Source organism: Desulfobacula sp. (assembly GCF_014237455.1).
Classification (GTDB): domain Bacteria; phylum Desulfobacterota; class Desulfobacteria; order Desulfobacterales; family Desulfobacteraceae; genus Desulfobacula.
The window spans coordinates 1-24,913 of sequence record NZ_JABZFL010000099.1 but is presented as its reverse complement, the minus strand read 5'-3'; the positions used below and the strand labels follow the sequence as shown (position 1 = coordinate 24,913).

Here is a 24,913-nt window from a genome sequence, read left to right as displayed (position 1 = left end):
GCATGTGTAATTGGATAATTTTCAATAAAGGGGAGACTTACAGGGAGAACTGAACCGCTTCGCGGAAGTGTGCGTCCCAACTGCTAAAATTCAATCAACATTTTCATTTTTTCAAAATAAATCTACAATACTTCCTGCGGCTTAATCATCGGCCGGTTTTATTAATTTTTATCAAGGAGGTATTACAATGGGCCATGATCTTAGAACCCAATTTGTCAATCACATGATTCTTCATCGGCTTTCACCCTACACCATAAAAAATTATTTGGCTGCGGTTAAGAGGCTTGCAAAATTTCACAACAAATCTCCGGATCTGATTAATAACGAACAGATCCAGGAATATCTGCTCCATCTTTTTCAAGAATGCAAATTATCCTGGGGAAGTTGCAATGTTCATTTGTCTGGGCTTTCTTATTTTTATAAAAATATTCTGCAATGGGATGAGACTAACTTTAAATTACCCCCAAGACCAAGAATCAAAAAGCTTCCAAATATTTTGAGTATTAAAGAAGTGAAAAAATTGTTTGAATCTACAGCCAACCTTAAACACAGAACTTTGCTTAAAACGGTATACAGTGCAGGCCTTAGAATCAGTGAAGTTGTAAGACTTGAACCCAGACATATTGAAAGTGACCCTTCAAGAATGATGATCAGGGTAGAACAAGGCAAGGGCAAAAAAGATCGTTATACAGTCTTATCCAGTCATTTGCTTGATGAACTCAGAGTATATTGGCAAAAATATAAACCCGGCAAATGGATTTTCCCCGGTTATGATAAAGAAAAACACATTGGCTATTCAGGGGCCAGCTCAGCTTATGACATCGCAAAAAAAAAGCCTGCATAAAAAGAGGACGAGGGATACACACTCTCAGGCATAGCTTTGCAACTCACCTCCTTACCCAGGGAACAGATCTTTACACCATCAAACGACTCCTTGGGCATTCTTCCATAAAAACCACCCTCATTTATCTTCACCTGGTACAAGAAAGAGTAACAGAACTTAAAAGCCCTCTTGACTGTATGTATGGGGATCAGGAGGGGAAAAAATGAAAAACAAACATGAAGTTGGAGATATCTTTCGTCTTTACGGCAAGGAATACCAGAAACAAACGAATCTGCCTTACAAAAAACTTAAGGTCATGCACAAGATTAAGATTTGCCGTACTGCTCAACTTGGGGGTCATGTTGAACAGTGTGACCATTGCAGTTTTGAACGAATTGCCTATAACTCCTGTAGGGACAGGCACTGCCCCAAATGCCAGACCATGGTGAAAGAAAAATGGCTCAATGATCGAACGGCAGATTTGCTGCCCTGCAATTATTTTCATATGGTCTTTACCATACCCCATGAGCTTAATCCCATCATATTGCTTAATCCAAAAATCATGTTGAGTTATCTTTTTGCTGCTGTCAGTCAGACATTGCAGGTGTTTGCACGTGATCCGCAGTGGAAGGTCCAAGGGCAACTTGGGTTTATTAGTGTTCTTCACACCTGGTCGCAAAAGCTTACAGATCATTTTCATATTCATTGCCTTGTTGCAGGAGGCGCTCTCTCCTTTGATAAAAACCGATGGAATCCTTCAAAAAAATCGTTTCTGTTCAGGGTGCAGGGTGCAGTCTCTGTCAAAAGAGTTCAAGAAACGATATCTTGGGCTTTTAAAAAAAGCATATTTGAATAATGAACTGTCTTTAGAAGGCAAAATGGCAAAATATAAGTCTAAGCAGGAATTCAAAAGTTTTGTTCAGTCACTTTTTATGGTGAAATGGAACACCTATGCCAAACGTCCTTTTGCCGGTCCTGAACAGGTGCTTGAGTATCTTGGCCGCTATACCCACAGAGTAGCCATATCAAACAACCGGATCAAATCCATTGATAATGGCCAGGTATGTTTTGAATACAGGGACAGGGCTGACAATAATACATCCAAAACAATGACAGTATCTGCTCATGAGTTTATCCGCAGGTTCCTGCTTCATGTGCTCCCGCATAATTTTATGAAAATTCGGTATTTTGGATTTTTATCACACAGGAATAAAAAGCAAGCGATCAAGCTTATCCGAAAGCTGATTGATCCTGATGCCAAAATACCTCAGAAAACAGAAGAGACATATCTTGAGATGATGCACAGATTGACCGGCCATGATCTTTTATGTTGCCCCAAGTGCAAAGAAGGGAAAATGACGATCATTAAAGGGTTACCAAATCAGTTTTTAAATTCTTCCTGATAACGATTTTAATGGGAGTGCAAGACAGCAAGGATCGTCACATTAGCGATACCGGATAGTTATGTCTAAAACAAAAAATGGGATACAATCAAATGAAATATATACATTTTGAGATGGGTATTTTTTACATAAAAGAATGGAAATATCACTTTTTCCAAAATAAAAGTTTGTTGTTAAAAAATAATTTTGGATTAATGAATCAAAAGCAAATTATATAATCCCCATAGCCCTACCTAAATAATTCAGTTCACACATTTTATCGATTTGTTGCCAGTAACTTCTCAGTCTAAATTTAGACTTATGAAGGCAACAATCGATAAAACGCTCTTCTAACAGTCTCAAGAGTCTCTCAAGTTTGATTTTCAGGAAAAAAAAGTTTACATAATGGTCCATGCTAAATAAAATAATAGAAAACAAATCCAAAATACATACACGAGATATCCGGCTTGCCACCTATCCCCACACAAATTCCCGGATGATTGTCCATGGGGTATTAAAAGACCGGCGGTATATTAGCGTGTTTGATGTGGCAGGGGCTGTAACAGGGCCGGGAATCATCCACCATATGGATGTAAAACTGATGGTAACGCCCGATCCTCTCATGATAGAAGATGCCGAAGGCAAGATGATCCATGTCCCCATGCCTGAATGCAGCAGCACACTTGATACCATTGAAAAGTTAAAAGGGCTTGAGATTAAATCGGGATTTTCAAAAAATATTCGCGATATCATGGGGGGAAAGAAAGGATGTACCCATCTTTGCCAGTTGATCATTGTCATGGGCCAGGAAATTGTCCATGGCTGGCTGACACAGAAAAGAAAAGATAAACCCCCTGCCCCAAAGGATCTTGACAGCTTCAACGAAAAAAAATTTTTAATCGACTCCTGCCGGATGTGGACCCGGCAAGGTCTGAAAATGAAAAATCTTGAACAGGCAATAAAAGCCCGGCAGTCTTTTTGACAAAAATTTATATCAGGGTCTTTTCATTGAAGCAGAATCGTTCCATAAATAACACTTAAAATTAATGGTATCAGGTTTGGAAAATTTAATATCCTCTGATTCAAGAAGCGCTTTTTGAAGCTCATATCCATGGGACGGTTTCAAGGATATTTTCCCTTTTGAGTTGACAACACGGTGCCAGGGCAGATCATATTTTTTTGACATTGAATGAAGAAGTCTTGAAACCTGCCGGGCACCGTTTGGTTTTCCGGCAAGAGCGGCTACCCTGCCATAGGTCATAACCTTGCCTTCTGGAATATTCTGAATGACACAAAGCGCCTTTTGAGTAAATGGTGTTAACATGTCTCTCACATTGCCATATTTACCATTTTTTTACAATTTTTAACGACTTTTTATGTCCATTTTTAAATTAATCGGTCATGCTTTTTTGTAAACACTGGCATCTTTTAAAAAAAAAGAGTATGAATCTTGTTTAACTTGAAATTTATTTAAAAATTATCATTCGATTTTGACAGTTTGCCAATTTTGGATTGAGAAAGGAGAGGACAATGAAAAAAGTTGGAATTGTGGGTTGGCGGGGAATGGTTGGCTCTGTGCTCATGGAAAGAATGATAAAGGAAAATGATTTCAACCGGTTTACCCCTCTTTTTTTCACGACCTCCCAAATTGGCCAAAAAGGCCCTGATGTTGGCATTGAAACGCCCCCACTGGTCGATGCATATGATATAGACAGCCTGCTGGACATGGATATTGTCCTGTCCTGCCAAGGGGGATCATACACAGAATCTGTCCGGCCCAGACTTGCTGAACAAAACTGGAACGGATACTGGATTGATGCGGCATCAACCTTGAGAATGGATGATAAAAGCGTTATTGTCCTTGATCCTGTGAACCGAAGGGTCATTGATGATGCCTTATCCGATGGCATTAAAAATTATATCGGCGGCAATTGTACCGTATCCCTCATGATGATGGCCCTTGGCGGCTTGTTTGAAAACGATTTGATAGAATGGCTGACTTCCATGACATACCAGGCAGCCTCCGGGGCCGGTGCCAAAAATATGGAAGAGCTTGTGACCCAGATGCAGACCATTGGTAAAATGGCATCCCCTGTTCTTGAGAACCCGGCCTCTGCTATTCTGGAACTGGATAAGAATGTCATCCATACCATGAGATCCCCTGAACTTCCCGTTCAAAACTGGGCTGTTCCTTTAGCAGCCAGCCTGATCCCCTGGATTGACCGGGCAATGGATAATGGTCAGACAAGGGAAGAATGGAAGGGATTTGTTGAAACCAATAAAATTATCGGACGGTCAGACAATCCGATTCCCATTGACGGCCAATGTGTCAGAGTCGGTTCCATGAGATGCCACAGCCAGGCGTTTACCATCAAACTGAAAAAAAATATTCCGCTCAATGAAATTGAAGCCATGCTGGCCGAAAATAATGCCTGGGTTAAAGTGGTTCCCAATTTAAAGGAAGACACTATCAGAGACCTGACACCTTCTGCGGTAACCGGGACATTGACGATTCCTGTGGGACGAATCAGGAAGATGAATCTTGGTGATGATTATCTCACTGCTTTTTCAGTTGGGGATCAATTGCTCTGGGGTGCGGCTGAACCGCTTCGCCGGATTCTGAATATCATTCTTTAAGCAATTATTACTTTAAGGCGTATTTCTTTTCAAGAAAAGCCACTGATCGTGAGAGTGAAAATGTCAGGATAAAATAAAGAAATGTAATCGTGATCCAGATTTCAAACGTCAAAAAGGTGGCCGCCATCAGTTCCATCCCCTGAAAGGTCAGCTCCTGAATTGAAATAACAGACACAATGGCTGAATCTTTTATGGTGGATATGAACTGCCCTGCAAGGGGAAATGCTACCCTTCTGAAGGTCTGAGGCAGAATTACAAGTAAAAATGTCTTTTGCCTGGACAGACCGATGGACCAGGCGGCCTCCCATTGACCATCCGGTATGGAGATGATACCGCCTCGGACAATCTCCGACACATAAGCTCCCTCGTAAATTCCAAGGGCAATAACAGCAGAGATAAAGGCATTAATCTGGCCGGGCTCTGAAAATAAAAATCCGACTATCTGTTGAACCGTCTGGGAACTGCTTCTTAACCATTGATCCAGATAAAGTGCATCCAGAAACTGGCTGGATACGAAATAATAAAAAATAATGACCAATACAAGGGAGGGGATGTTCCGAATGGTTTCCACATAGGTTCTGCTGACAAATCGCTGCTCAAACGATCCCTTTGCCCCCATGACACCGGATATGGTCCCCAGCAAAAATCCCAGAAGAGTTGCCCAGAAACTGAGTTTAACCGTTGTGGCAAACCCCTTGACAAGGATATTGGCTTTCAATTTTCCAGTGGCATCGTCTAAAAAAAAGAAATAAGACGGTATCGCATCCCATCCCCATTTATAGTCAAGCGCACTGCTCATCCTTGAAAAAAATAAAAATATTGCAGCAATAATAAAAATAATCACTGCCATATCAATGATGGTAAATTTTAGAAATTTCTTATTTAACAAGGTCTTCCCATTTTTTGGATTCAAACCAGTATGCTTTTTTCTCTTTTAAAAACCCCTGGGCATGCATATTCAAAATCCAGTTATTCAGATAATTCAATGCATCATGATCCCCTTTTCTGATGGCAAACCCGATGGGTTCCTTGGTAAAATTTTCCTTGATGGGAATAAATAATTTATCCGGATATTTGAGTGCATGGAATACCGGCATGGGAGCAGAAGACACAACGGCATGAACCCGGCCCAGATTTAACTCCTGAAGGGCCTGGCTCTCGTTCTCAAACAGCTTTAAGTCGGCATTGGGCATATATTTTCTTGCTGCCTGTTCTGCTGTAGTCCCGAGTCTTAAGGCAATGCTGACTTCTTTTTTATTAAAATCCGCCAGAGAAGAAAATCCTTTGGCGCGGGCTTTGTGAGCAACCATTGACATGCCCGAGTAGTCATAGGGGATAGTAAAATTTACTTTTAAATTCCGTTTAGGGGTGATCCCCATACCCCCAATGATCACATCAAACTTACCGGTTAGAAGTGCCGGGATAATGCCGGACCATGCTGTGGGAACGAACTCAATCTTAACGCCCATATCCCGGGCCAGTTTTTTGGCCACATCTATTTCAAACCCTGCAAGATTGCCCTGCTTATCTTTCATAGCCCAGGGGACAAAGGTGGACATTCCCACCCTTATGACCCCTTGTTTCTGGATCTTTTCAATAACACTCTCCTGGGCGAATGAAGCGCCGCCTAAAACCAATAAAAACAGAATACTTAACCATAGAATCTTTTTCATTTTTATCTCCTTATGAAATTTTTCATTCACCATTATTGGTTGATAAATTTAAGTTGGTTTTCAAAACGTCTGATTATAAAAGAAAGACCGGCTGTAATAATCAGGTAACATAATGCCACAACAAACCAGATTTCAAAAGTTAAAAATGTTTCAGAAACAATTCTTTGCCCCTGCATGGTCAGGTCATAGATGGAAATCGTACTGACCAGGGCTGAATCTTTTATTAATGACACGCTTTGGCCGGCAAGCATGGGAAGCGTTTGTCTCAACATCTGGGGAATAAGCACTTTGATGTAAGTACCGGGAACAGACAATCCAATGCTTTGGGCGGCTTCATACTGGCCTTTTGGGATATTGATGATGCCGGACCGGATAATCTCGGAAGAATAAGCGCCTTCAAACAGGCTTAACGCAATGACTGCAGAAAGAAAGGCAGAAATATTGAATACCGGCGAAATCACGAAATAGATTAAAAATATCTGGATCAAAAGCGGGGTATTCCGGATGGTTTCCACATAAAGCCATGATACTAACCTAAGCATGGGCGAGGAAGACAATCTTGCAAAGGCAGACAAAAAACCAATGACAAATGAGAGAATAAGGCTGATAGAAGAAATCTTAAGGGTGATGAAAAGCCCTTCAAGCAGCAGACCCCTTGTAAATTTTCCATTTTCAAAAATAAACAAAAAAGATTTAACCCGATACCACTGCCAGTTATATTCGAGATTTCGATACCCGATAATAAAAATAAGACAAATAAAAAAAATGAATATAAAGGGTTTGACACCCTTTATCACACGACGCATGACTTGACCTTTTATTTTTTTAATAAAAACAAAAGATAACATGGAATGAAAAAACCCGCCACCCCTAATCCTGAACCAACTTGTGTCTGTTGACATGTCGACCGGTGTTCGATATAGAAACCGACAGACAAAAATGCGTTTTCTGTTTGATATCAGCTTGATTACACTTAGGTTTGAAAAGCTTCACCAAAAAGGTGAGCACGCTGGAGATACTTAATATGAAAGAAATCAAAATTTTTCATGATGCCACAAAAGATGTGTCAGCCTTTGCTGATAAAATAAAAGCAAAACAAAAAAAAATTGTCGGGACCTTATGTTCCTATGCACCGGAGGAATTGATATATGCGGCAGGATTTCATCCCATGCGTCTGTTTTCATCAAAATCAGACATTATCCTGGCGGAACAACATCTTCAGACTTATTGCTGTTCCCTGGTCCGGGGTGTGCTGGAGGACAGTCTGTCAGGACGGCTTGATTTCCTTGATGGAACCGTATTTCCCCATACCTGTGATTCCATCCAGCGCCTGAGTGACATCTGGCGCATGAAGGGGAGATATGAATTTTTTGCAGATGTAGTCCTGCCGGTCAAACTGAACACACAGAGTGCAAAAATTTATATGGTGGATGTTCTGACCAAATTTAAAAAGGACCTTGAGATAGCTGCCGGAAGAGAAATCACCGATACAGATCTTCGGGAGTCCATTAAAAAATTCAATCTCATCAGAAAAAACCTGTCAAAAATCTATGCCCTTCAATCCCAAAAGCCTGGAATCATAAAAGGCGCTGATCTGTATACCATTGTCAAAGGATCAATGGTGATGGATCGGGATGAGGTGGCCGATCTTTTGCCTGCCATTGCGGCCAATATAGAAAAGATGGATACTCCTGAACAAAATGGCAAACGAATCGTTGTTTCCGGTTCGATCTGTGACTCCCCTGATATCTATACAGCCATTGAAGCGGCCGGCGGCGTTATCGTGGGAGACGACCTTTGTACAGGCCAGCGATGGTTCGAGGGCCAGATTCTGGAAGATGAAGAACCTTTGACAGCTATTGCCACACGATATATGGATCGCATAATCTGTCCTGCAAAACATTCTTCGGCCACTGCCCGTGGTGAGAATATGATATCCCTTGCAAAAAAAAACAAGGCCGACGGGGTTGTTTTTATGCTGCTCAAATTCTGTGACCCCCATGCATTTGATTATCCCTATTTAAAAGAATTCCTTGAAAAAGAAAACATAAAAACCCTTTTGATTGAAATGGATGATCAGCAGCAAAACCTCGGGCAGTTATCCACCCGTTTTGAAACCTTTATTCATTACATTTAAAAAGGACTTGCCATATGCCGGATAAGCTTTCAGACAAAAGAAAAATAAAGTGTGCCAAAAAAATGCGGGATATCATGACCACCTATTACCTGGATGCCATGACCGCAGAACAGAACAATAAACAGGTTGCCTGGATCACTTCCGGCGGGCCGGTAGAACCTCTGGTGGCAATGGATATCATCCCTGTTTATCCTGAAAATCATGGGGCCATGATCGGAGCATCCAAAATGGGAGAAGATCTATGCACAAAAGCCGAAGATATGGGATACAGTTCCGATCTGTGTTCCTATGCAAGGACGGATATCTCCTGCTCGGTTGTCAAAGGTGGGCCCATAGGAGGACTGCCGAAACCGGACATGCTGATCTGCTGCAATAATATCTGCGGCACTGTGCTGAAGTGGTATGAAGTCCAGGCCCGGTTCTATAAGGTGCCCCTGTTTATCCTGGATACTCCCATCTGCCATACCCGATATTCCCCTGAAATCGCCAAATATGTCCGGGCCCAGATTGATGAATATATTGTCTTTCTTGAAAAAATCACAAAAAGAAACTTTGATTATGAAAAAATGGCACAGGTGGGCAAACTTGCCTATAAGAGCCAGATGCTCTGGCAGAAAGTTCTCAACACCACTGCCCGCAATCCATCGCCCATGTCTGCCTTTGATGCATTCTTTTTTCTTGCCCTGATTGTCACATTGCGGGGGACGCAGATCGCTGTTGATTTTTATAAAGACCTGTTAGAGGAAATGGAGCAGCGCATCAAAGATGGCATCAGTATGGTTCCCAATGAAAAATACAGGCTTTTATGGGACAATCTGCCCATCTGGTATCGACTCAAATGGCTGTCCAACAAATTCTCCGATCACAATGCCTGTCTTGTAGCAGACACTTATACTTCGGCCTGGTGCAGTGCCATAAAATATACGGATGAAAATAATTTTCTGGATTCCATTGCCGAAGCCTACACCCGGATCTATCTGAACATCGGAGTAGACCAGATGGCAGACCAGGTGCTTGAAATGATTAAATTTTATGACATCAACGGATTGGTCATGCATTCAAACCGTTCCTGCAAGCCCTACTCTTTTGGACAGATGGATATTATGAAAATCGTTCGAGAAAAAACAAATATTCCGGTTCTCATGATTGAGGCCGATATGGTGGACCCCAGAAACTTTTCACAATCCCAGGTGGAGACTCGGATTGATGCATTCATGGAAATCATCAAACAAAGGAACAGTTAACATGATTTATGCAGGCATCGATATTGGTTCCAGCACAGCCAAGGCCGCGTTAATAAAAAAAAATCGACTTCTGGGCACCCATGTCATACCGACCGGGTATAATCCCTTAAACGCAGGAATCACAGTTTTTGAAGCAGTTTTAGAAAAAGTGGGGGTTTCAAAAATAGATATAACAGCCATTGTTTCCACGGGCTATGGCCGGGCCAGCGTAAATTTTGCAGACACGGCCATGACGGAAATCATCTGTCATGGAACCGGTGCGCATTTTATGAATCCCGATATACGGGGAATAATTGATGTCGGCGGCCAGGACAGCAAAGCTATTCTTCTAGATAAAAACGGCCAGGTTGAAAACTTTGCCATGAATGACAAATGTGCGGCAGGTACAGGCCGCTTTATTGAAGTCATGGCCAATGCCCTGGAAGTTGAGTTGGATCAAATGGGAGACTTCAGTCTTAAGGCAGACAAACCGTCAAAAATCAGCAGCATCTGCACGGTGTTTGCAGAATCAGAGGTCATTTCCATGATCGCAGGGTTGCAGAAAAGGGAAAATATTATTGCCGGCATTCATGAATCTGCTGCCGCCCGTGTTGCCATCCTTGCTTTTAAAATCAACATCAAAGAACCGGTAATGATGACCGGTGGTGTAGCAAAAAACAAAGGTATGATAACGGCCCTTGAAAAGCGTCTTGGATTTGAACTCATTGTGGGGGATTTTGCCCAGGAGAATGGTGCCATTGGTGCTGCTGTACTGGCATCAAGGCTGTAAGCGGCCTTTTTACAGGCTGATTCGATCCAATTCTTTTTTAAGCTTTCGCCAATCCGGTATGAATTGATCCATAAATCCCCTACCGGGATATCTATTTTTGCTTTTTCATTCTCTGAACCAGGGCATCAACTGACCCCCCGTTGGGAGCCATGGCCATGGGATTTTGTTCAACAAGCTCTTCCCATGCCTTTATGCCACCCGCCACATCATTTAAATCATGCAAAAGCACAACACCCTTGTTAAATCGTGCGATTTCAAAGGCGGGATCGATTGAAATGGCTTTGTCAAAGGCTTCGATGGCCTTTCGGGGCTGTTTATTCCTTCGATACATCACCCCCAAATCAGTGATGATCCCTGTATTTCCCGGCTCTATTGCCAAAGATTTTTCATAGACCTCAATGGCATTTTTTATCTGATTTGAATCAAAAAAAAGGTGACCCAACTGAGCCCATGCCTCTGCATCTTTGGGGTGTTGCTCTAAATATTGTTCAAGTTTTAATATTCTTGAAGAAAACTCAATTGAATTGTCCTGTTGTTCTCTTTCCTGATTGTTTACACCGGCAACTTTTTCCTGCTGCACCTGCTTATCAGAAGCAAGTTTAAATGAAGAATATACGGTTCCGCCGATAAACCCAATGCACAATGACAGCAGGACTGCACCCATCAGGGTCTGTTTTTTCACAGCGGCTTTACTTTCTGTTTCTTTATTTTTCACCATAATAAAAACCTTTGCTCTTAATAGTTATTATGATGTTAATATAATTATAATCGTAAAGATTGCAATGAGGTTAAAATCCGATTTATACCTTTGATACAATTCTTACATCCCTTTGTGGGAACGGAATATCAATGCCGTTCTCTTTTAATGCATTAAATACAGCCAGACTCACTGCATAAGAAGGATTTCTCCGATAATACTTTTGTTGGGGATGGTAATGATCTCTTCTTCCTCATCACTTGGGATAGCCACGGACAGGTCGCAGATTTAAAACTATTGATGAATGAATGATCGCATGTCTGCAACCCTGCAAAACAAAAAGAGTCTTTTTAAAATCATAACCCGCTAATTTTATAACTATTTTTAAAAATATTGAACAACGCATTTTTTGGCATGCATTATGCTCTTTCTATTTAAGATTTGGTTTTAAAAACAAAGGACTCTATATCAAGGAGAAATTTAAAAATGGAAAAAGTAGCGGTTGTCGGATGTGGTTCTTATATGGACCAGGGTTACGGGTGTCCCGGCGAGTGGCGGTGCCTGAAAGCAGCCTCCCTGGGTGATGGTACATTTGAAACTCCATCACAGGTTGTTGCCTTTGTTAAATGTGAATGTCCCGGAAGAACTGTTGTTCCCGCCATTGGCATGGCAATGAAATTATCTGAAATCAAACCTGATAAAATATATTTAAGTTCCTGCCTGACCAATGCCGTACCAGGATGTCCCTATACCGGGGCAAAGGATCTGGCAAGCATCATAGAGGAAAAAACCGGTATTGAGGTTGTTGTAGGTACTCACGATTACCATTAAAAATAGAAAGGAATAAGCAATGACGGTAGCCGTCCTTAAGCTTGGAAATACGAAACGAAAAAATGTTTTTTTGGATAAAGTCAAAGAGTTGCTGCCGGACGGCGGCAATTTAAGTGCCTGTTTAACTTGTGGTGCATGCGCATCAGGGTGTCCTGCCACAGGACTTGATAATATGGATCCCAGAAAATTTCTTCGAATGGCTGCATTAGGTATGGATGAGGAAATTGCCGCATCTAACTGGCCCTGGATGTGTACCATGTGCATGCGTTGCATTTATGTATGTCCCATGCAGATCGATATCCCCCAATTGATTTTTAATGCCCGACAGATGCGCCCCAGAGAAGAAAGACCAAAGGGAATCCTCGGGTCCTGTGACGCGGCCATGAAAAATGAAAGCTGCAGCGCCATGGCAGCCTCCCCGGAAGATTTTGAATTTGTGGTTGAGGATGTTTTGGAAGAATACCAGGAGGCCCAGCCGGAATTTGCCGATATGCAGGCCCCCATTGACAAGGAAGGGGCTGAGTTTTTCCTGAACCAGAACTCAAGGGAACCTGTGACGGAACCCGATGAAATGGTACCCCTGTGGAAGATCCTCCATCTGGCAGGTGTTGACTGGACCTATGGCAGCCGGGGTTGGGGAGGCGAAAACTATTGCATGTTCCTGGCTGATGATGATGCATGGAAGCATACAACAGGCATCAGTGTGGACCAGGCCAACAAACTGGGCTGTAAGACCTATCTCAATACCGAGTGAGGTCACGTCACTTTCTCAGTCCTGTCAGGACTGAAAAAATTCAACCTTGAGCATAACTTTGACGTTAAAAGCATGTACGAATATTATGCAAAATGGATCCGTGAAGGGAAATTAAAGGTCAATTCCGACTGGAATAAAGACCTTAAAATAAAATTCACCGTACAGGACCCTTGTCAAATCGTAAGAAAAAGCTATGGAGATCCTATTGCCGAAGATTTGCGGTTTGTTGTTAAATCAGTTGTCGGAGAAGAAAATTTTATAGATATGCAACCAAACAAATCCAATAATTATTGCTGCGGCGGCGGCGGCGGTTTCCTTCAATCAGGGTTTAAAGACGAGCGCCTTGAATACGGAAAAATAAAAGACGAACAGATTAAGGCCACGGGTGCTGATTACTGCATTGCAGCCTGTCATAATTGCCATGCTCAAATCCATGAACTCAGCGAGCACTATGGCGGAGAGTACCCTGTGGTTCATTTATGGACCTTAATTTGCCTGTCCTTGGGAATATTGGGGCCAAATGAACGGGAGTATCTGGGAGAAGACTTAAAAGAAGTCAATGTATTTCACCCGGAAACAGCCCTCTAACCTCCATGCCTGGCTGGAGAACACACCGTTCTCCAGCCATCCTGAAAAAATCTTTGAGCCTTTTATCATCTTATTGACATGCTCATGGCAAACCTTATAGTCTTTTTCAGCTTGTTTTGGTACTGGCTTTTACCCCTCCCACAAATTAACCTTTACTCCAAAAAAATAAAAAACGGTTGACAAAAAAATTAAAAATACAAAAGCTGCTGCCATGGATGAAAAAATCATTTCCAATAATATCAAAAAGCTTAGAACCCGGAAAAAGCTCACCCTGCAGGCCCTTGCAAAAAGAACCGGATTGACAAAAGGCTACCTGTCTAAAATTGAAAGGTCTGAAAAGGCACCGCCCTATTCCACTCTCACCAAAATAGCCGGTGCCCTCGAGGTTGAAGTAACCACCATACTTTCAAAAAACATAAAACCTCCAACGGATGTGAGACTCTGCCTTTCAAGAGGAAAAAACCGGAAAATCATTAAAGAAACCTCACGGTTTTCCGGATATGATTATGAAATCCTGGCTGAAAACAAGCCGGGGAAAAACATGGAACCCTTTATCATCCATGCGCCCTGGGAGATTAGAAAAATGTACTCCCACGAGGGCGAAGAATTTATGTATGTCATGGAAGGCACCCTTGAATTCTTATATGGAGAAGAGACGTATGTTTTAGAAAAGGGCGACAATGTTTACTTTGACTCCTGCGTTCCCCATTCCGGCAAAAGCCTTGGGGATAAAAAATCACGGCTTTTAGTGGTGATTTATTTTTACAAAAGAAACCGGCAGTAAGAAAATTCATGCGGCCTTCTTTTTTCCAAATGACATGATATATTCACCAATTGAGTTATGTGTATTTTAATAGGAGATGGTAATGTTTAACACAGAATTTTTAATTACATCATTGATCGTGGTTCTGATACCGGGAACAGGAGTGATTTATACTGTGTCAACAGGTCTTTTTCTTGGGTGGCGAGCAAGTATTGCCGCAGCTTGCGGTTGCACAGCAGGCATTATCCCTCACCTGTCTGCAAGCATACTTGGATTATCTACCATTCTTCATATGAGTGCTGTCGCCTTCCAGGCGGTTAAATATGCTGGTGCTGCCTATTTGCTTTATCTTGCATGGTTAATGTGGCGTGACACAGGAGCACTTAAATTTAATTCCCCTTTCCACAAAAACGGTTTAAGACAAATTGCAACAAGGGGGTTTTTGATTAATATCCTTAATCCCAAACTATCGATATTCTTCCTGGCTTTCCTGCCACTTTTTGTCTCCCCAAACACTTCATCGCCACTGTTTGATATGTTTATTCTGAGCGTTGTATTCATGGCTATGACATTAATTATTTTCATCCTGTATGGTATATCAGCAAATGGAGTTAGAAGACACGTTGTCAACTCACCAAAGATAATTATCTGGCTACAGCGATCATTCGCCGCCACATTTGCAGCCCTTGGTATAAAGCTTGCGATGACAGGCCAATAAAACAACATTAGTGAAAAATAGAATTAAAAAATAACATAACAACCTCATCTTTTATACCTCTATTTGTCTACAGGTTTAACAAGTTCACTCCCGTCAGCATTTATCAATTTTTGACAATGATGACAGAATTTCTCACTTCGAACTGTTTTGAGTTATCATCAAATACTTTCAATTTTTGTTCCCGTTTAAGGTTTACATATGCCGCAAGGTTTATAACTTTTCTGGATTGCTTCTTCCCTGGTGTCAAAAGCAGCAGTACATTTTTTGCTTTTTGAAAATTTGCAATCAGAGCTGTGAAAAACATGTGTGCCTGTATTACCCAGCAACTTGGGAGTACCATCAGTGGACTTGTCTGTAATGTTTTCAACGGGGTCGGTTTTTGTTAATTTCGTTTCTACTGGTTTGGTTTCAACAGCTTCGGGTTCTTTGGGCTCAAATTCTTCAGGTGACCCGCTTTCATAGTTAAGATAAATTATCAGACATCCAGCTAATATAAGAATTAATGGTATTATGCCGGCCAGAAAAGTTAAAAAAGCCGAGAAAAATGCTGAAAAACAAAACAATCCAAGGACAATTGCTATCGATCCACCAATCATTTTTTTCATAAGTAATTCCTTTAATTTGAAAATTCTAATAAATTATGCAGAGTGAATATATGTTTTTCTTATTGTATGTATTGTTATTTAACTAATGTTGTCAAGGAATTGAATTTGGGATATCTCAGACGTGTCTGAGACACTTCGTGTTTTTATTTATTTTCAAAACATGATACGTACACCGTAACTTTTATTTGACACCTATAGGTTTTATATGAATATATCAAAGATTATTCTGGTGCAACCACCCATACAAGATTTTTATCTGACAAAAAAGAGAACCATTCCCTACGGACTTGCATCCATTGCCGCCTCCCTTATAAACAATGGATTTGACGTTGAAATATTGGATTGTCTTGCAAGCCAAAAATCTAAAAAAATCGAATGGCCTAAGGAATTTTCCTTTCTAAAACCCTTTTACGGCAAAAATGATATATCTGCTTTTTCTCTTTTCCACGCTTTCAGGCATTTTGGATACAGCTATGAATATATTGGAACAAAAATCAGGGAAAAAGAACCGTTTATCGTTGGGGTTTCCTCTCTTTTTACCGCATATTCAAACGAGTCTATAAAAACTGCCATAACTATAAAAAAATTTTACCCAAACTGTAAAATTGTATTGGGAGGCCATCACCCTACCCTTTTCCCTGAAAAAGTACTGGAATGTGATGCCATTGATTTTGTGCTCCGAGGAGAGGGAGAGACCAGTATGACCGATCTCTGTGAAGCATTGAAAAATGACACCGATCTAAGGCAGGTCCCGGGAATTGCCTTTAGAGAAAAGGATGCATATTTTATTTCAGATTCTGCATGGATACCGGATTTGTCTGCCATTCCCATACCGGAAAACCGGCTTATAAATCATGGCTTCTACCAGCGAAAAAACCGGGCCTCAACCACTATCGTATCCAGCAGGGGCTGCCCCATGCAATGCTCCTATTGTTCTATTTCCGCCTCGTCCGCCCATGCCCCGTTCAGGCAGCGGTCTGTTGAGGATGTCCTGGATGAAATTAAACTGCAGACCAAAGATATGGATGTCGGCTTTATTGACTTTGAAGATGAAAATCTTTGTTTAAACAAGAAATGGTTTATAAAACTTTTTTCAAAAATAAAACTTTATTTTAAAGATAAAAAAATTGAGCTGCGCGCCATGAACGGTCTTTACCCACCAGCCATAGATGAAGAGATTGTCTGTTTAATGAAAGATTGCGGGTTTAAAACGCTCAATCTGTCATTGGGCTCAACCTCAAAAACCCAGCTGGCTAAATTCAACCGACCTGATGTCAGAAAAGCCTTTGAAAAAGCACTTGATCTTTCACAAAAATATGGCCTCAAAACGGTTTCATACATCATTGCAGCCGCACCCGGTCAGACGGCAGAAAGTTCGTTAAAGGATCTTTTATATCTTGCTCAAAAAAGAACCCTTGTGGGCCTGTCCATCTTTTATCCGGCTCCAGGCAGCCTTGATTATGAGCTTTGCAAAAACAATAAAATTTTACCTGATGATTTCAGCCTGATGCGGTCCAGTGCCCTTCCGTTAAATGATACAACAACAAGAATCGAATCGGCTACCCTGTTAAGACTTTCCCGCATCCTTAACTTTATGAAACATCTCATAGATTCAGAAGGAACCCTGCCGGAATTAAAACCCTTTTACAGCCTGAAAAATCCTGAAACAATAAACCGGGAACCCCTGTCTAGAATACTGTTGCAATGGTTTTTGCATGACGAAAAAATCCGGGGTATCCATCCCAATGGAGAGATCTATATTCATCTGGCCGATATTCACCTGACACAAACCTTTATCAACCAAATAAAAAATATTCAGATACAAGGTGTGAACCCCCAAATTAACTCAATTGGATACCCGGTTGGATAAAAAAATCAAAGGCTACGGAAAATATTTTTTTCAATATACCGTAATGGAATATTGAAAAATTTGATTATTCCTTGTCATATAACGTAATTTTGCATCTGAAAATCTATTTGCCTTGCACCACAATATATTGTACGCTGGTTATTATTGTAATTGACCAGATGATGGATGATGAAGGGGTGCTGGATAAGTAATCTCAAAAAAGGAAATCACGTTCAGATGAAACAGATTCTTATTATTGACGATGAAGCATCTATTCGGAAAATGCTCAAAAAGCTGTTTGAAAAAAATGGTTATGCGGTTATCGATGCCCAAGATGGCAGTCAGGGAGTTAAGCTATTTAAAGAACACGAGCCTGATCTCATTATTACAGACCTTATCATGCCGGAAAAAGAAGGGTTGGAAACAATCTCAGAAATAAAAAAAATAAACCCGGATACAAAAATAATAGCCATGTCCGGCGGTGGAGTTGTTGAGCCTGAAATGTATTTAGACCTTGCCAAAAATTTTGGCGCCCAATATTCTTTTAATAAACCCATTGACAATGAAGCACTTCTTGCGGCAGTGAAACATCTAATGTCTAATTGATTTTGCAGGATCTTAATACCAAAAAACGAAGAATAATAGCTATTCGAATATCCTTTTCCACTGCCAGGATATCTGAAACCTTTAAAATCTACTTCGAGTGCCATGCAAATTATCTGTCATAGAAATTATCTGACAGAGCGCTGACAGCAGCTTTTCCCGGACGATCATAAAACACTCCGTATTGTGAACCTGATTTGGGGTGCATCCCCCTGATAAACAGATAAAAAACACCGCCGAAATGCCGATCATAATCATAATCTTTTAATCGGTGTGAAAGATACCGGTCCAGGGCCAAAAGATAGAGATGGTATTGCAGAAAATAGTGGTGGTCTGACATGGCATCAAACATGGCATCCTGTGAATACTGATTATAGGTATCACCCAGATAATTGGACTTATAATCAATAATATACCATTTGTCCTCATGGTGTATCACAAGGTCGACAAAGCCCTTCATAAATCCTTTAAAGGATTGAGCCGTCAGTTGGGAAAGTTTTTTAAGATACCCGGATGTTTTGAATTTTGGATCTGACTGTTCAAAGGCCTTTTGTACAGACGTCATCTGAAAAGAGTGAACCGGAAAAATAAATTCTATCTCGTTAAACCGTTGATCAAGTCGGATGTCTTTCAGGCAAAACTCTGATGTTTCAGATATAAGCCTGGTTTCAAGCACTTCTTTTACAGAGGTTTCACCCATTTGAATCAATTCCTGATCTGAAAAACCAAACATGTCAAACTTTAATTGAACCAATTTGGAAATTTCCTCTGATCCTTTGATAAAATCAAGTGTTTCAAAAACAGAATGAAACAAATCACCCGATCCTGCACCTTTGGGGAAATGGGCAAGGGTGATAAAAGGTCCGGCTCCGTTTTCATCTGACTTCTCCCGGCCCTGAAAGGCTTCCGGGTGTCGGGAGTGGGAAATAGCTGAAAAGCTTGACACTTTCCAGGAGGCCTTGATCTCCCGGGTAATTTTCTGGGCAGACAAAACAGGACCTGGGGAATCTGTTCTGTCGACAAAATGACTATATGAATCAGGCGTATGGGGCTGAACCAGAATGCTTTGATCTGCAGAGGATCTAAGCTGTTCCAAATCGTTGAGCATGGATTGATCGTCTTTGCAGCCGTCTGGATGCAAAAGGGAGCCGAGGGCCGAGGTGTTCACTGATTTAAAACCACCCCAGATAATCCTGCACAAGGCGGACGCCCGTGTTAATGCCACGTATAATAATCTTCTTTGTTCTGCCTTTTCTTCCTCTTCAAAATGGTTTTGAGAATTTATAAAATCTTTTGATCCCAGATCAAGGGTCAGTCTGTGATCCTTTCGGGGATCATGGAAAAGGATGTTTTCAAAAGAAGGCTTTCGCAGCCCTTCCCAGAGGTATGGCAGATAAACAATTGGATACTCAAGGCCTTTGCTTTTATGAATGGTGATAATAGCCACAGACTTTTTATCATTCTCAAGCCTGAGTTCGTCCTCAAATTCATCCCGAAGGTCTTTGAACAATTGCCGGGCATACCATTTCAATAAATAATACGGCGACAACTGCTGTTTGAGACAAGCCTGTGAAATCAATTCAACCAAATGATAAAAATTGGTCAGTCCCCTTTCATCAAGCCTCAGATTTGCCTTTAAGAATGCTTCATCAGAATGAAGCAGGGCCATAACCATGGAGACAAATCCTCTGGTCTCCCAGATTTCCTTATATGATCTGAACCGATCCTGCCACGCAAAGAAGAGCGCTTCTTGTTTATCAAGTGCAACAATCATATCCGATGAAAAATTAAACACGGATGTACATAAAGCTGCGTTGATACTGCCTTTATGATCGGGATGATACACCGCCCATAAAATATCATGCAGATCAATGGCCTGCCGGGATTCAAAGACAGACCCGGTTTTTAAAAGATAGGAGGAGATGTTAAGATCGGACAAGGCGCTTTTGACCTGTTCTGCCTGAAGATTAGTCCGGACAAGGACAGCTATATCTTTCGGACTGATCTTTTGAGGATCTGAGGAAAGGTTGTTGATCAGCATTTTACGTGCGACCTTCAGGTTACCGGATTGCAGCGAAGAGAGAATATCTTCTGCCACAGCTTTTGGGATGATCCCGGCTGCCGTCTCTTTGCTGATAAATCCCTGCCTGTCAAGTGCGTGATCGTCTCTTCTTATAAAACCAAACTGCAATGGCGGAACAACCTGTTCATTCTCAACCAGGGAGTTTGTGGCGGTTACAGGCGTTGTAACTTTTAAAAATTTAATGGGTTCATACAGGAACGGGTTTATACCGCCTGAAAAAATTTCATTAATCCCATCAACAAGCAACGGGGCAGACCGGTAATTTTTTTCAAGGGTGAATTTTTGATCACTCTCTTTAGATGCTTTTAAATAAGCAAAAATATCTCCCCCCCTGAACGCATAAATCGCCTGCTTGGGATCTCCAATCATGAAAAAAGGCGTGCCTTGTGAAGAAAAAATCTTTGAAAAAATATCATACTGCCTGGGGTCCGTATCCTGGAATTCATCAATCAGGCAGGCTTTATAGGTTTGTCTGACAGCTTTTTGAAGATGTTGTGCATCTTCTTTTTCCAGGGCTGCGGCAAGATCGTTAACAAGATCATCAAAAAAACAGAGGCCGTGAGTTTTCTTCATTTTATCAAGCTCTGTGTTGAAAAAAGTTAAAAATTCAATTTTCAGGCTAATCAAATTATTTTCAAACACTTCATAAAAAGAGAGCAGTTGATCACATAAATCAAAAAATTCATGCTCAGGTGGCATTTCTCCTTGTTTTGTTTTAAGTTCCAGTCTTGTTTGGGTAAATTTATAAAGTGCATCGCCCTTTTTTTCTGTCATTTTAAAAAGTGTGTCCACGCCTTGTTGATCAATTTTCAGGCGTGATGCTTCAAGCCATGCGGGAACATTTTTTTTAGTATAACTTCTTTTATCAACTCCTGTATGATTCTGGATCAATTCAATGATCTCCCCTGCCCGGTTCAAAAGAATATCATGAATTTTTTCAAGGGTTTCCCTGTAGTCATCAAAGACACTCTCAAAGGTTGTAACAGGAGGTTTGAGAATAAGATTTGGCTTCGAAACGATCTGGCCAAAAGATGTCACAAAGCTTTCCGGTGTTATCTGGCGCTGATTTAAATAGGATAAAAACAACTTATCCAGATGGTTAACATGGCCCATGAAAAAATCGAAGCTCGCCTGCCTTAAAAACAAAGACCTGTCCGGCACCAGCTCAATATCAAAAAGGGAATGACTTTCAAATGCATTTTCTTTTAAGACCTTGAGACAAAAAGAGTGGATGGTCATGATGGATGCCTGGTCGAAACAGGTTAACGCGAGCTGCAGTCTCTGACAGATTAATGACGGGTTTTTATCACAGCTGAAAAATCGGGCCAGATCATCTTCAAAATCTCTGTCCCCGGCAACAGAAAGCGTGGCAAGCGTATTAAAAAGGCGTGTCCTGATTCTCAATTTGAGTTCTGCTGCTGCAGCTTCCGTAAACGTGACCACCAGGATGGATTCCAGTGGATACCCTCTGGCCACAAGCCGGCAGTATAAGGTGGTGATGGTATAGGTTTTCCCGGTCCCTGCACTGGCTTCAATCAGGGTGATTTTTTCAAGATCTATATGAAACGGGTCCAGAGGCTTCATGATATTATTTTCAAATTTTTAAATTTAAACAGCGAATTCAATGGTATTGTAATTATTCAAATCAATTTCTTTTCTTGCTTTCCAAAGATCGTAATTATCCTGCATGAGCAACCAGCTTTCGGGCGATCTGCCTAATACCACAGAGAGTTTTAATGCCATTGCAGGTGAAACATCAGTTTTTCCATTGATTAACCGGCTTATTAACCCCGGACTTACTTTTAATTTGCGAGCCAACTCATTTGAGCCAATGTTATTTGGCTGCAAATAAACTCTTTTTATAAATGCACCGGGATGCATAGGGTTGTGTTGCTGTATATCCATTTTATTCCTCTCTTTTAATGATAGTCTTCATAACTGACCACATATGCGTGACCATCTTTAAATTCAAAAACAACTCTCCAATTACCGCTTACATTAACAGCCCATAATCCAGCATGATCGCCTTTAAGGGTATGCAGCCTCCATCCGGGTATATCCATATCTTCAATAGACATGGCTGTGTGTATAGCTTGTAACCGTTCTTCTAATCTTGCAGCGTGTTTAGGGTTTATTCCGGCTGTACTTCCGGTTGTAAAAAAGCGTTTTAATCCTTTTTGCTTGAAACTTCTGATCATGAAATCATCATACAACACTGTTTACTGTTGAGCAACAATAAGTTTTAACATTTCTTTGACTAAGATCGGTTTGGATTTCTAACGATATCCGTAAGAATCCCGTATTTTGAATACTCTGGACAGGGATAATAATACTTAACTCTGGTAAATCAGTTTTTCAGACCCAATACTCATGCTATTATCATAATCTGAATCTTCAACATATGTTAATTCAGGAATATAAACTGGTTCTATCTCAAGCGGATCATGGTTGCGAATATCTCAAAGATCCAAGTGTTTTAAAATTTGTTCTACGCGTGACCTTCAGGTTATGATATCAAAATCATCAACAATGCTGATAATTTTCATTGTCCCCTGATATTTTGGGCAAATCAGAGGATCGACCTCATATATTTTTTGAATTAACCGAGCCCAATTCTGTTTTGCTTCACTATAAGACATCTCATTTGACATGATAGTCGGGATTGCATTATCAGCATTTGCCTTCTTTCTCAACCCTCTGGACTTGTTTCAAAAAAAGCTGTAATACCGCACAGTATGCTCATATCTACAGGGAATATGTGTTACAAATCTTGCAAGCCAATCTACACGCCTCTATTCTCCGCCATTCTCCTTAATCAAGAGTTCGATCCGACGGTTTTTTGCCTTGCCCTCCACTGTGTCGTTAGATGCAATGGGTCGCTGAAAGGAGAATGACCGCGATTCAAAACGAGACTCTTCTATCCCTTTTTCTACGAGGAAGTGTACAATATTAATGGAACGAGCAGAAGCCAGTTCCCAGTTTGTTGCAAATGTCGAGACAAGCTTAGGGCTGATCGCTACATTGTCTGTATGTCCTTCAACTATGATATTCACATTCTTGCGATTCTTGAGTGTCTCTGCTACCTTGGAAAGCACGGATTTCCCTCTGTCAGACAATATTGCGATCCCGGACGGATAGAGTACAGTTGCGGCCACCGTAATCTTGACGCCCGTTGGCGCCTGTTCAACCTCGATCTCGGTTTCAGTTGCAAGTTTTTCTTTAAGCGCATCATAGGTTTCATGAGTGGACGGGCGGTATACTATCTCAAACTCGAGATCATTCACGTTTGATCCATAATATGTGATAGTGTTGTGCCGGTGTACCCATTTGCCTTTGCGATTGGATCGGTATTCAGTTGGTTCCAAATTTGCTGGAAACACCCATGAATAAGATATCTTTTCAAAGTTGTCGGGGCTGTTCCAGAGTCCGTAATGGCCGTCAGGTGTCTTAACTTTATCTCGGTAATTACTAAAATTATACACACCATCTTCAGTGACATGCAGGCCGGCTTCAAGTTCAACCCGCTCCATGCCAGCGAAGTTTCTTCCAGGCATTTTCAGAATGGTGTAGCCATTTTTTGAAATCGTATCCCATGCATATTCATTAGGATAGATGTAAAGAAAATTTTTGATATAATCCTCTGTTTGATATCCTTCCCTGTTTCGAAACCACATGTTGTAATTGGGGTAGTCGGAACGGTTAGTCGTATATATCAATGCGTGCCGGCCATCTTCCTCCAGGAAACAAATCTGCTCTGAAATAACACCTGATGCTTCTGCAAACGATGCAGACGCAAGCAGGCAAAGTGCTATCAATAATTTTTTCAAATGAGCCATTATAAAACCTCCTTTTCATTTATCCCTAATTTCCAATTTCTATTCTAATTTTTTCCTAATTATCATGGGTAAACCCCCGGCTTTGCCGGGGAGACTCCCAAAGTTTGACAATTACGGGAATAATCATAAGCCTCCAATGATATGAGCCGCTCAAAGATCATAAAAAAGAAGACTTTCGATGAATAATTATAATAAATTAAACCATACGACATGGGATTGCAAGTATCATTTGGCCTGGTATCATTTGGCCTGGATTCCAAAATACCGGAAGAAGATGATCCTCCCCCAAAAAACAGGAGAGCAAATTAAGCCACTTTTCTCTGGTTATACCATTCCTGTTCACTGATCCTACCCCGAAAAAATAGAGATAGAGTTAAACTACTTATGAAAGATTTTTGAAGTTAAAAAATGAACAATCTGGCTATGATTGTGGGGTCGTAAAATGAATTTTCGGCCCCATGATTTAATTTTTCAGAAGTCGCTTTTTAGGACAACTCAAAGTTACAACTACTTGCATTAATAAAAAGCGTCACCGATCAAAATTTTCTTTAAGTATACCTTTGAGACCTGTAACAATCCCGGCATGGGAATAGTCTGGACAGGGATAATAATCCTTGATTTATATTTTTTTAATCTCTTCACTGTGTAATTTGTATAAAAACAAATGATAGTAATCTTTCATATTAAGTTATTACAAGCCTGATAATCATATAAAGGGCCTTTTATAAATAAAATTGAGCTATTTCGTGCTTAATTGAAAGCACCTCCCCTTCCACAGCTGCTAAAGCTGTGGAATAATAAGGTGTCATTCTCTTATACAAAAGGAGGTGCTTTATGAAAACTTATGCCGGAATCGACTTACATTCAAGTAATAATTTTATTGGCATTATTAATCAGAAGAACAAACGATTATACAGCCAG

25 protein-coding genes are annotated in these 24,913 nt (G+C 40.9%); 15 read left to right on the top strand and 10 right to left on the bottom strand.

The window, feature by feature from the left end:
• Positions 1-187: 187 nt before the first annotated feature.
• The 5 genes from HGJ91_RS15085 to HGJ91_RS15065 all read left to right on the top strand — a co-directional run bounded on the left by HGJ91_RS15085 (position 188) and on the right by HGJ91_RS15065 (position 3,187).
• Complete coding sequence (locus tag HGJ91_RS15085) at positions 188-844, top strand: site-specific integrase (protein ID WP_291348671.1); 657 nt, start codon at positions 188-190, stop codon at positions 842-844.
• Positions 841-1,050: a tyrosine-type recombinase/integrase gene (locus tag HGJ91_RS15080; protein WP_367142616.1), complete on the top strand. Its 210-nt coding sequence runs from the start codon at positions 841-843 to the stop codon at positions 1,048-1,050. Before HGJ91_RS15085 ends, HGJ91_RS15080 begins: the two co-directional genes overlap by 4 nt.
• Positions 1,047-1,679: a transposase zinc-binding domain-containing protein gene (locus HGJ91_RS15075; RefSeq protein ID WP_291348670.1), complete on the top strand. Its 633-nt coding sequence runs from the start codon at positions 1,047-1,049 to the stop codon at positions 1,677-1,679. The genes HGJ91_RS15080 and HGJ91_RS15075 overlap by 4 nt, the downstream gene beginning before the upstream one ends.
• Positions 1,612-2,226: a transposase gene (locus tag HGJ91_RS15070; protein ID WP_291348703.1), complete on the top strand. Its 615-nt coding sequence runs from the start codon at positions 1,612-1,614 to the stop codon at positions 2,224-2,226. The genes HGJ91_RS15075 and HGJ91_RS15070 overlap by 68 nt, the downstream gene beginning before the upstream one ends.
• 391 nt (positions 2,227-2,617) lie before the next feature.
• On the top strand, positions 2,618-3,187 hold the full coding sequence (locus tag HGJ91_RS15065) for a DUF2889 domain-containing protein (RefSeq protein WP_291348669.1): 570 nt from the start codon (positions 2,618-2,620) through the stop codon (positions 3,185-3,187).
• A gap of 12 nt (positions 3,188-3,199) precedes the next feature.
• Here HGJ91_RS15065 and HGJ91_RS15060 read toward each other — a convergent pair whose 3' ends face one another.
• Positions 3,200-3,529 (bottom strand): MGMT family protein, encoded by a 330-nt coding sequence (locus HGJ91_RS15060; protein ID WP_291348668.1) that lies wholly within the window; start codon positions 3,527-3,529, stop codon positions 3,200-3,202.
• A 206-nt stretch (positions 3,530-3,735) separates the two neighbouring features.
• Between HGJ91_RS15060 and asd the strand changes: the two genes are divergently transcribed.
• Complete coding sequence (gene asd / locus HGJ91_RS15055; protein ID WP_291348667.1) at positions 3,736-4,842, top strand: aspartate-semialdehyde dehydrogenase; 1,107 nt, start codon at positions 3,736-3,738, stop codon at positions 4,840-4,842.
• A 7-nt stretch (positions 4,843-4,849) separates the two neighbouring features.
• On the opposite strand, the gene HGJ91_RS15050 is transcribed toward asd, so the two are convergent.
• The 3 genes from HGJ91_RS15050 to HGJ91_RS15040 are packed head-to-tail and all read right to left on the bottom strand — an operon-like array spanning position 4,850 to position 7,363.
• Positions 4,850-5,731 carry an amino acid ABC transporter permease gene (locus HGJ91_RS15050; RefSeq protein WP_291348666.1) on the bottom strand — a complete coding sequence of 294 codons (882 nt, stop codon included), beginning with the start codon at positions 5,729-5,731 and terminating at the stop codon, positions 4,850-4,852.
• On the bottom strand, positions 5,721-6,515 hold the full coding sequence (locus HGJ91_RS15045) for a transporter substrate-binding domain-containing protein (protein WP_291348665.1): 795 nt from the start codon (positions 6,513-6,515) through the stop codon (positions 5,721-5,723). The genes HGJ91_RS15050 and HGJ91_RS15045 overlap by 11 nt, the downstream gene beginning before the upstream one ends.
• A gap of 32 nt (positions 6,516-6,547) precedes the next feature.
• On the bottom strand, positions 6,548-7,363 hold the full coding sequence (locus HGJ91_RS15040; protein WP_291348664.1) for an amino acid ABC transporter permease: 816 nt from the start codon (positions 7,361-7,363) through the stop codon (positions 6,548-6,550).
• Positions 7,364-7,539: 176 nt separating this feature from the next.
• Between HGJ91_RS15040 and HGJ91_RS15035 the strand changes: the two genes are divergently transcribed.
• Genes HGJ91_RS15035 through HGJ91_RS15025 form a run of 3 tightly spaced genes read left to right on the top strand, consistent with a single transcriptional unit; the run spans position 7,540 to position 10,665 of the window.
• On the top strand, positions 7,540-8,652 hold the full coding sequence (locus HGJ91_RS15035; protein WP_291348663.1) for a 2-hydroxyacyl-CoA dehydratase subunit D: 1,113 nt from the start codon (positions 7,540-7,542) through the stop codon (positions 8,650-8,652).
• A 14-nt stretch (positions 8,653-8,666) separates the two neighbouring features.
• Positions 8,667-9,896: a 2-hydroxyacyl-CoA dehydratase gene (locus HGJ91_RS15030; protein ID WP_291348662.1), complete on the top strand. Its 1,230-nt coding sequence runs from the start codon at positions 8,667-8,669 to the stop codon at positions 9,894-9,896.
• 1 nt (position 9,897) lies between these two features.
• Positions 9,898-10,665: an acyl-CoA dehydratase activase gene (locus HGJ91_RS15025; protein ID WP_291348661.1), complete on the top strand. Its 768-nt coding sequence runs from the start codon at positions 9,898-9,900 to the stop codon at positions 10,663-10,665.
• Between the two features lie 91 nt (positions 10,666-10,756).
• On the opposite strand, the gene HGJ91_RS15020 is transcribed toward HGJ91_RS15025, so the two are convergent.
• On the bottom strand, positions 10,757-11,383 hold the full coding sequence (locus tag HGJ91_RS15020; protein ID WP_291348660.1) for a tetratricopeptide repeat protein: 627 nt from the start codon (positions 11,381-11,383) through the stop codon (positions 10,757-10,759).
• Between the two features lie 465 nt (positions 11,384-11,848).
• On the opposite strand from HGJ91_RS15020, the gene HGJ91_RS15015 reads away from it, so the two are divergent.
• The 4 genes from HGJ91_RS15015 to HGJ91_RS15000 all read left to right on the top strand — a co-directional run bounded on the left by HGJ91_RS15015 (position 11,849) and on the right by HGJ91_RS15000 (position 15,016).
• Positions 11,849-12,193, top strand: a complete 345-nt coding sequence (locus HGJ91_RS15015) for a CGGC domain-containing protein (RefSeq protein WP_291348659.1) — start codon at positions 11,849-11,851, stop codon at positions 12,191-12,193.
• A gap of 19 nt (positions 12,194-12,212) precedes the next feature.
• Complete coding sequence (locus tag HGJ91_RS15010) at positions 12,213-13,535, top strand: (Fe-S)-binding protein (protein WP_291348658.1); 1,323 nt, start codon at positions 12,213-12,215, stop codon at positions 13,533-13,535.
• Positions 13,536-13,746: 211 nt separating this feature from the next.
• Entirely contained in the window at positions 13,747-14,319 is a 573-nt protein-coding gene (locus tag HGJ91_RS15005) for an XRE family transcriptional regulator (RefSeq protein WP_291348657.1), read from the top strand.
• Between the two features lie 82 nt (positions 14,320-14,401).
• The gene (locus HGJ91_RS15000; RefSeq protein WP_291348656.1) at positions 14,402-15,016 is read left to right on the top strand and encodes a LysE family translocator; all 615 of its coding nucleotides are present in this window, start codon (positions 14,402-14,404) and stop codon (positions 15,014-15,016) included.
• Positions 15,017-15,201: 185 nt separating this feature from the next.
• Here the strand turns inward: HGJ91_RS15000 and HGJ91_RS14995 are convergent, their stop codons facing one another.
• Positions 15,202-15,621 (bottom strand): Ada metal-binding domain-containing protein, encoded by a 420-nt coding sequence (locus tag HGJ91_RS14995; RefSeq protein ID WP_291348655.1) that lies wholly within the window; start codon positions 15,619-15,621, stop codon positions 15,202-15,204.
• Positions 15,622-15,826: 205 nt separating this feature from the next.
• Between HGJ91_RS14995 and HGJ91_RS14990 the strand changes: the two genes are divergently transcribed.
• A complete protein-coding gene (locus tag HGJ91_RS14990; RefSeq protein WP_291348654.1) occupies positions 15,827-17,491 on the top strand; it encodes a radical SAM protein in 1,665 nt (554 codons plus the stop codon).
• A 216-nt stretch (positions 17,492-17,707) separates the two neighbouring features.
• Complete coding sequence (locus HGJ91_RS14985) at positions 17,708-18,076, top strand: response regulator (protein ID WP_291348653.1); 369 nt, start codon at positions 17,708-17,710, stop codon at positions 18,074-18,076.
• A 109-nt stretch (positions 18,077-18,185) separates the two neighbouring features.
• On the opposite strand, the gene recB is transcribed toward HGJ91_RS14985, so the two are convergent.
• From recB to HGJ91_RS14965, 4 genes are all read right to left on the bottom strand, one after another.
• The gene (gene recB, locus HGJ91_RS14980) at positions 18,186-21,740 is read right to left on the bottom strand and encodes an exodeoxyribonuclease V subunit beta (protein WP_291348652.1); all 3,555 of its coding nucleotides are present in this window, start codon (positions 21,738-21,740) and stop codon (positions 18,186-18,188) included.
• 24 nt (positions 21,741-21,764) lie between these two features.
• Positions 21,765-22,061 (bottom strand): HigA family addiction module antitoxin, encoded by a 297-nt coding sequence (locus HGJ91_RS14975; RefSeq protein WP_291348651.1) that lies wholly within the window; start codon positions 22,059-22,061, stop codon positions 21,765-21,767.
• A 14-nt stretch (positions 22,062-22,075) separates the two neighbouring features.
• Entirely contained in the window at positions 22,076-22,354 is a 279-nt protein-coding gene (locus tag HGJ91_RS14970) for a type II toxin-antitoxin system RelE/ParE family toxin (RefSeq protein WP_291348650.1), read from the bottom strand.
• 594 nt (positions 22,355-22,948) lie between these two features.
• Positions 22,949-23,992 carry an OmpA family protein gene (locus HGJ91_RS14965; protein ID WP_291348649.1) on the bottom strand — a complete coding sequence of 348 codons (1,044 nt, stop codon included), beginning with the start codon at positions 23,990-23,992 and terminating at the stop codon, positions 22,949-22,951.
• Positions 23,993-24,913: the final 921 nt, after the last annotated feature.

Bases quoted from the DNA above. Each gene is read 5' to 3' on its own strand.
- HGJ91_RS15065 (WP_291348669.1), top strand. From the start codon at position 2,618: ATGCTAAATAAAATAATAGAAAACAAATCCAAAATACATACACGAGAT.
- HGJ91_RS15020 (WP_291348660.1), bottom strand. From the start codon at position 11,383: ATGGTGAAAAATAAAGAAACAGAAAGTAAAGCCGCTGTGAAAAAACAG.
- HGJ91_RS15005 (WP_291348657.1), top strand. From the start codon at position 13,747: ATGGATGAAAAAATCATTTCCAATAATATCAAAAAGCTTAGAACCCGG.
- asd (WP_291348667.1), top strand. From the start codon at position 3,736: ATGAAAAAAGTTGGAATTGTGGGTTGGCGGGGAATGGTTGGCTCTGTG.
- HGJ91_RS14970 (WP_291348650.1), bottom strand. From the start codon at position 22,354: ATGATCAGAAGTTTCAAGCAAAAAGGATTAAAACGCTTTTTTACAACC.
- HGJ91_RS15085 (WP_291348671.1), top strand. From the start codon at position 188: ATGGGCCATGATCTTAGAACCCAATTTGTCAATCACATGATTCTTCAT.
- HGJ91_RS15045 (WP_291348665.1), bottom strand. From the start codon at position 6,515: ATGAAAAAGATTCTATGGTTAAGTATTCTGTTTTTATTGGTTTTAGGC.
- HGJ91_RS14985 (WP_291348653.1), top strand. From the start codon at position 17,708: ATGAAACAGATTCTTATTATTGACGATGAAGCATCTATTCGGAAAATG.
- HGJ91_RS15075 (WP_291348670.1), top strand. From the start codon at position 1,047: ATGAAAAACAAACATGAAGTTGGAGATATCTTTCGTCTTTACGGCAAG.
- HGJ91_RS15025 (WP_291348661.1), top strand. From the start codon at position 9,898: ATGATTTATGCAGGCATCGATATTGGTTCCAGCACAGCCAAGGCCGCG.
- HGJ91_RS15015 (WP_291348659.1), top strand. From the start codon at position 11,849: ATGGAAAAAGTAGCGGTTGTCGGATGTGGTTCTTATATGGACCAGGGT.
- HGJ91_RS15040 (WP_291348664.1), bottom strand. From the start codon at position 7,363: ATGTTATCTTTTGTTTTTATTAAAAAAATAAAAGGTCAAGTCATGCGT.
- HGJ91_RS15035 (WP_291348663.1), top strand. From the start codon at position 7,540: ATGAAAGAAATCAAAATTTTTCATGATGCCACAAAAGATGTGTCAGCC.
- HGJ91_RS15030 (WP_291348662.1), top strand. From the start codon at position 8,667: ATGCCGGATAAGCTTTCAGACAAAAGAAAAATAAAGTGTGCCAAAAAA.
- HGJ91_RS14995 (WP_291348655.1), bottom strand. From the start codon at position 15,621: ATGAAAAAAATGATTGGTGGATCGATAGCAATTGTCCTTGGATTGTTT.
- HGJ91_RS14975 (WP_291348651.1), bottom strand. From the start codon at position 22,061: ATGGATATACAGCAACACAACCCTATGCATCCCGGTGCATTTATAAAA.
- HGJ91_RS15060 (WP_291348668.1), bottom strand. From the start codon at position 3,529: ATGTTAACACCATTTACTCAAAAGGCGCTTTGTGTCATTCAGAATATT.
- HGJ91_RS15000 (WP_291348656.1), top strand. From the start codon at position 14,402: ATGTTTAACACAGAATTTTTAATTACATCATTGATCGTGGTTCTGATA.
- HGJ91_RS14990 (WP_291348654.1), top strand. From the start codon at position 15,827: ATGAATATATCAAAGATTATTCTGGTGCAACCACCCATACAAGATTTT.
- recB (WP_291348652.1), bottom strand. From the start codon at position 21,740: ATGAAGCCTCTGGACCCGTTTCATATAGATCTTGAAAAAATCACCCTG.
- HGJ91_RS14965 (WP_291348649.1), bottom strand. From the start codon at position 23,992: ATGGCTCATTTGAAAAAATTATTGATAGCACTTTGCCTGCTTGCGTCT.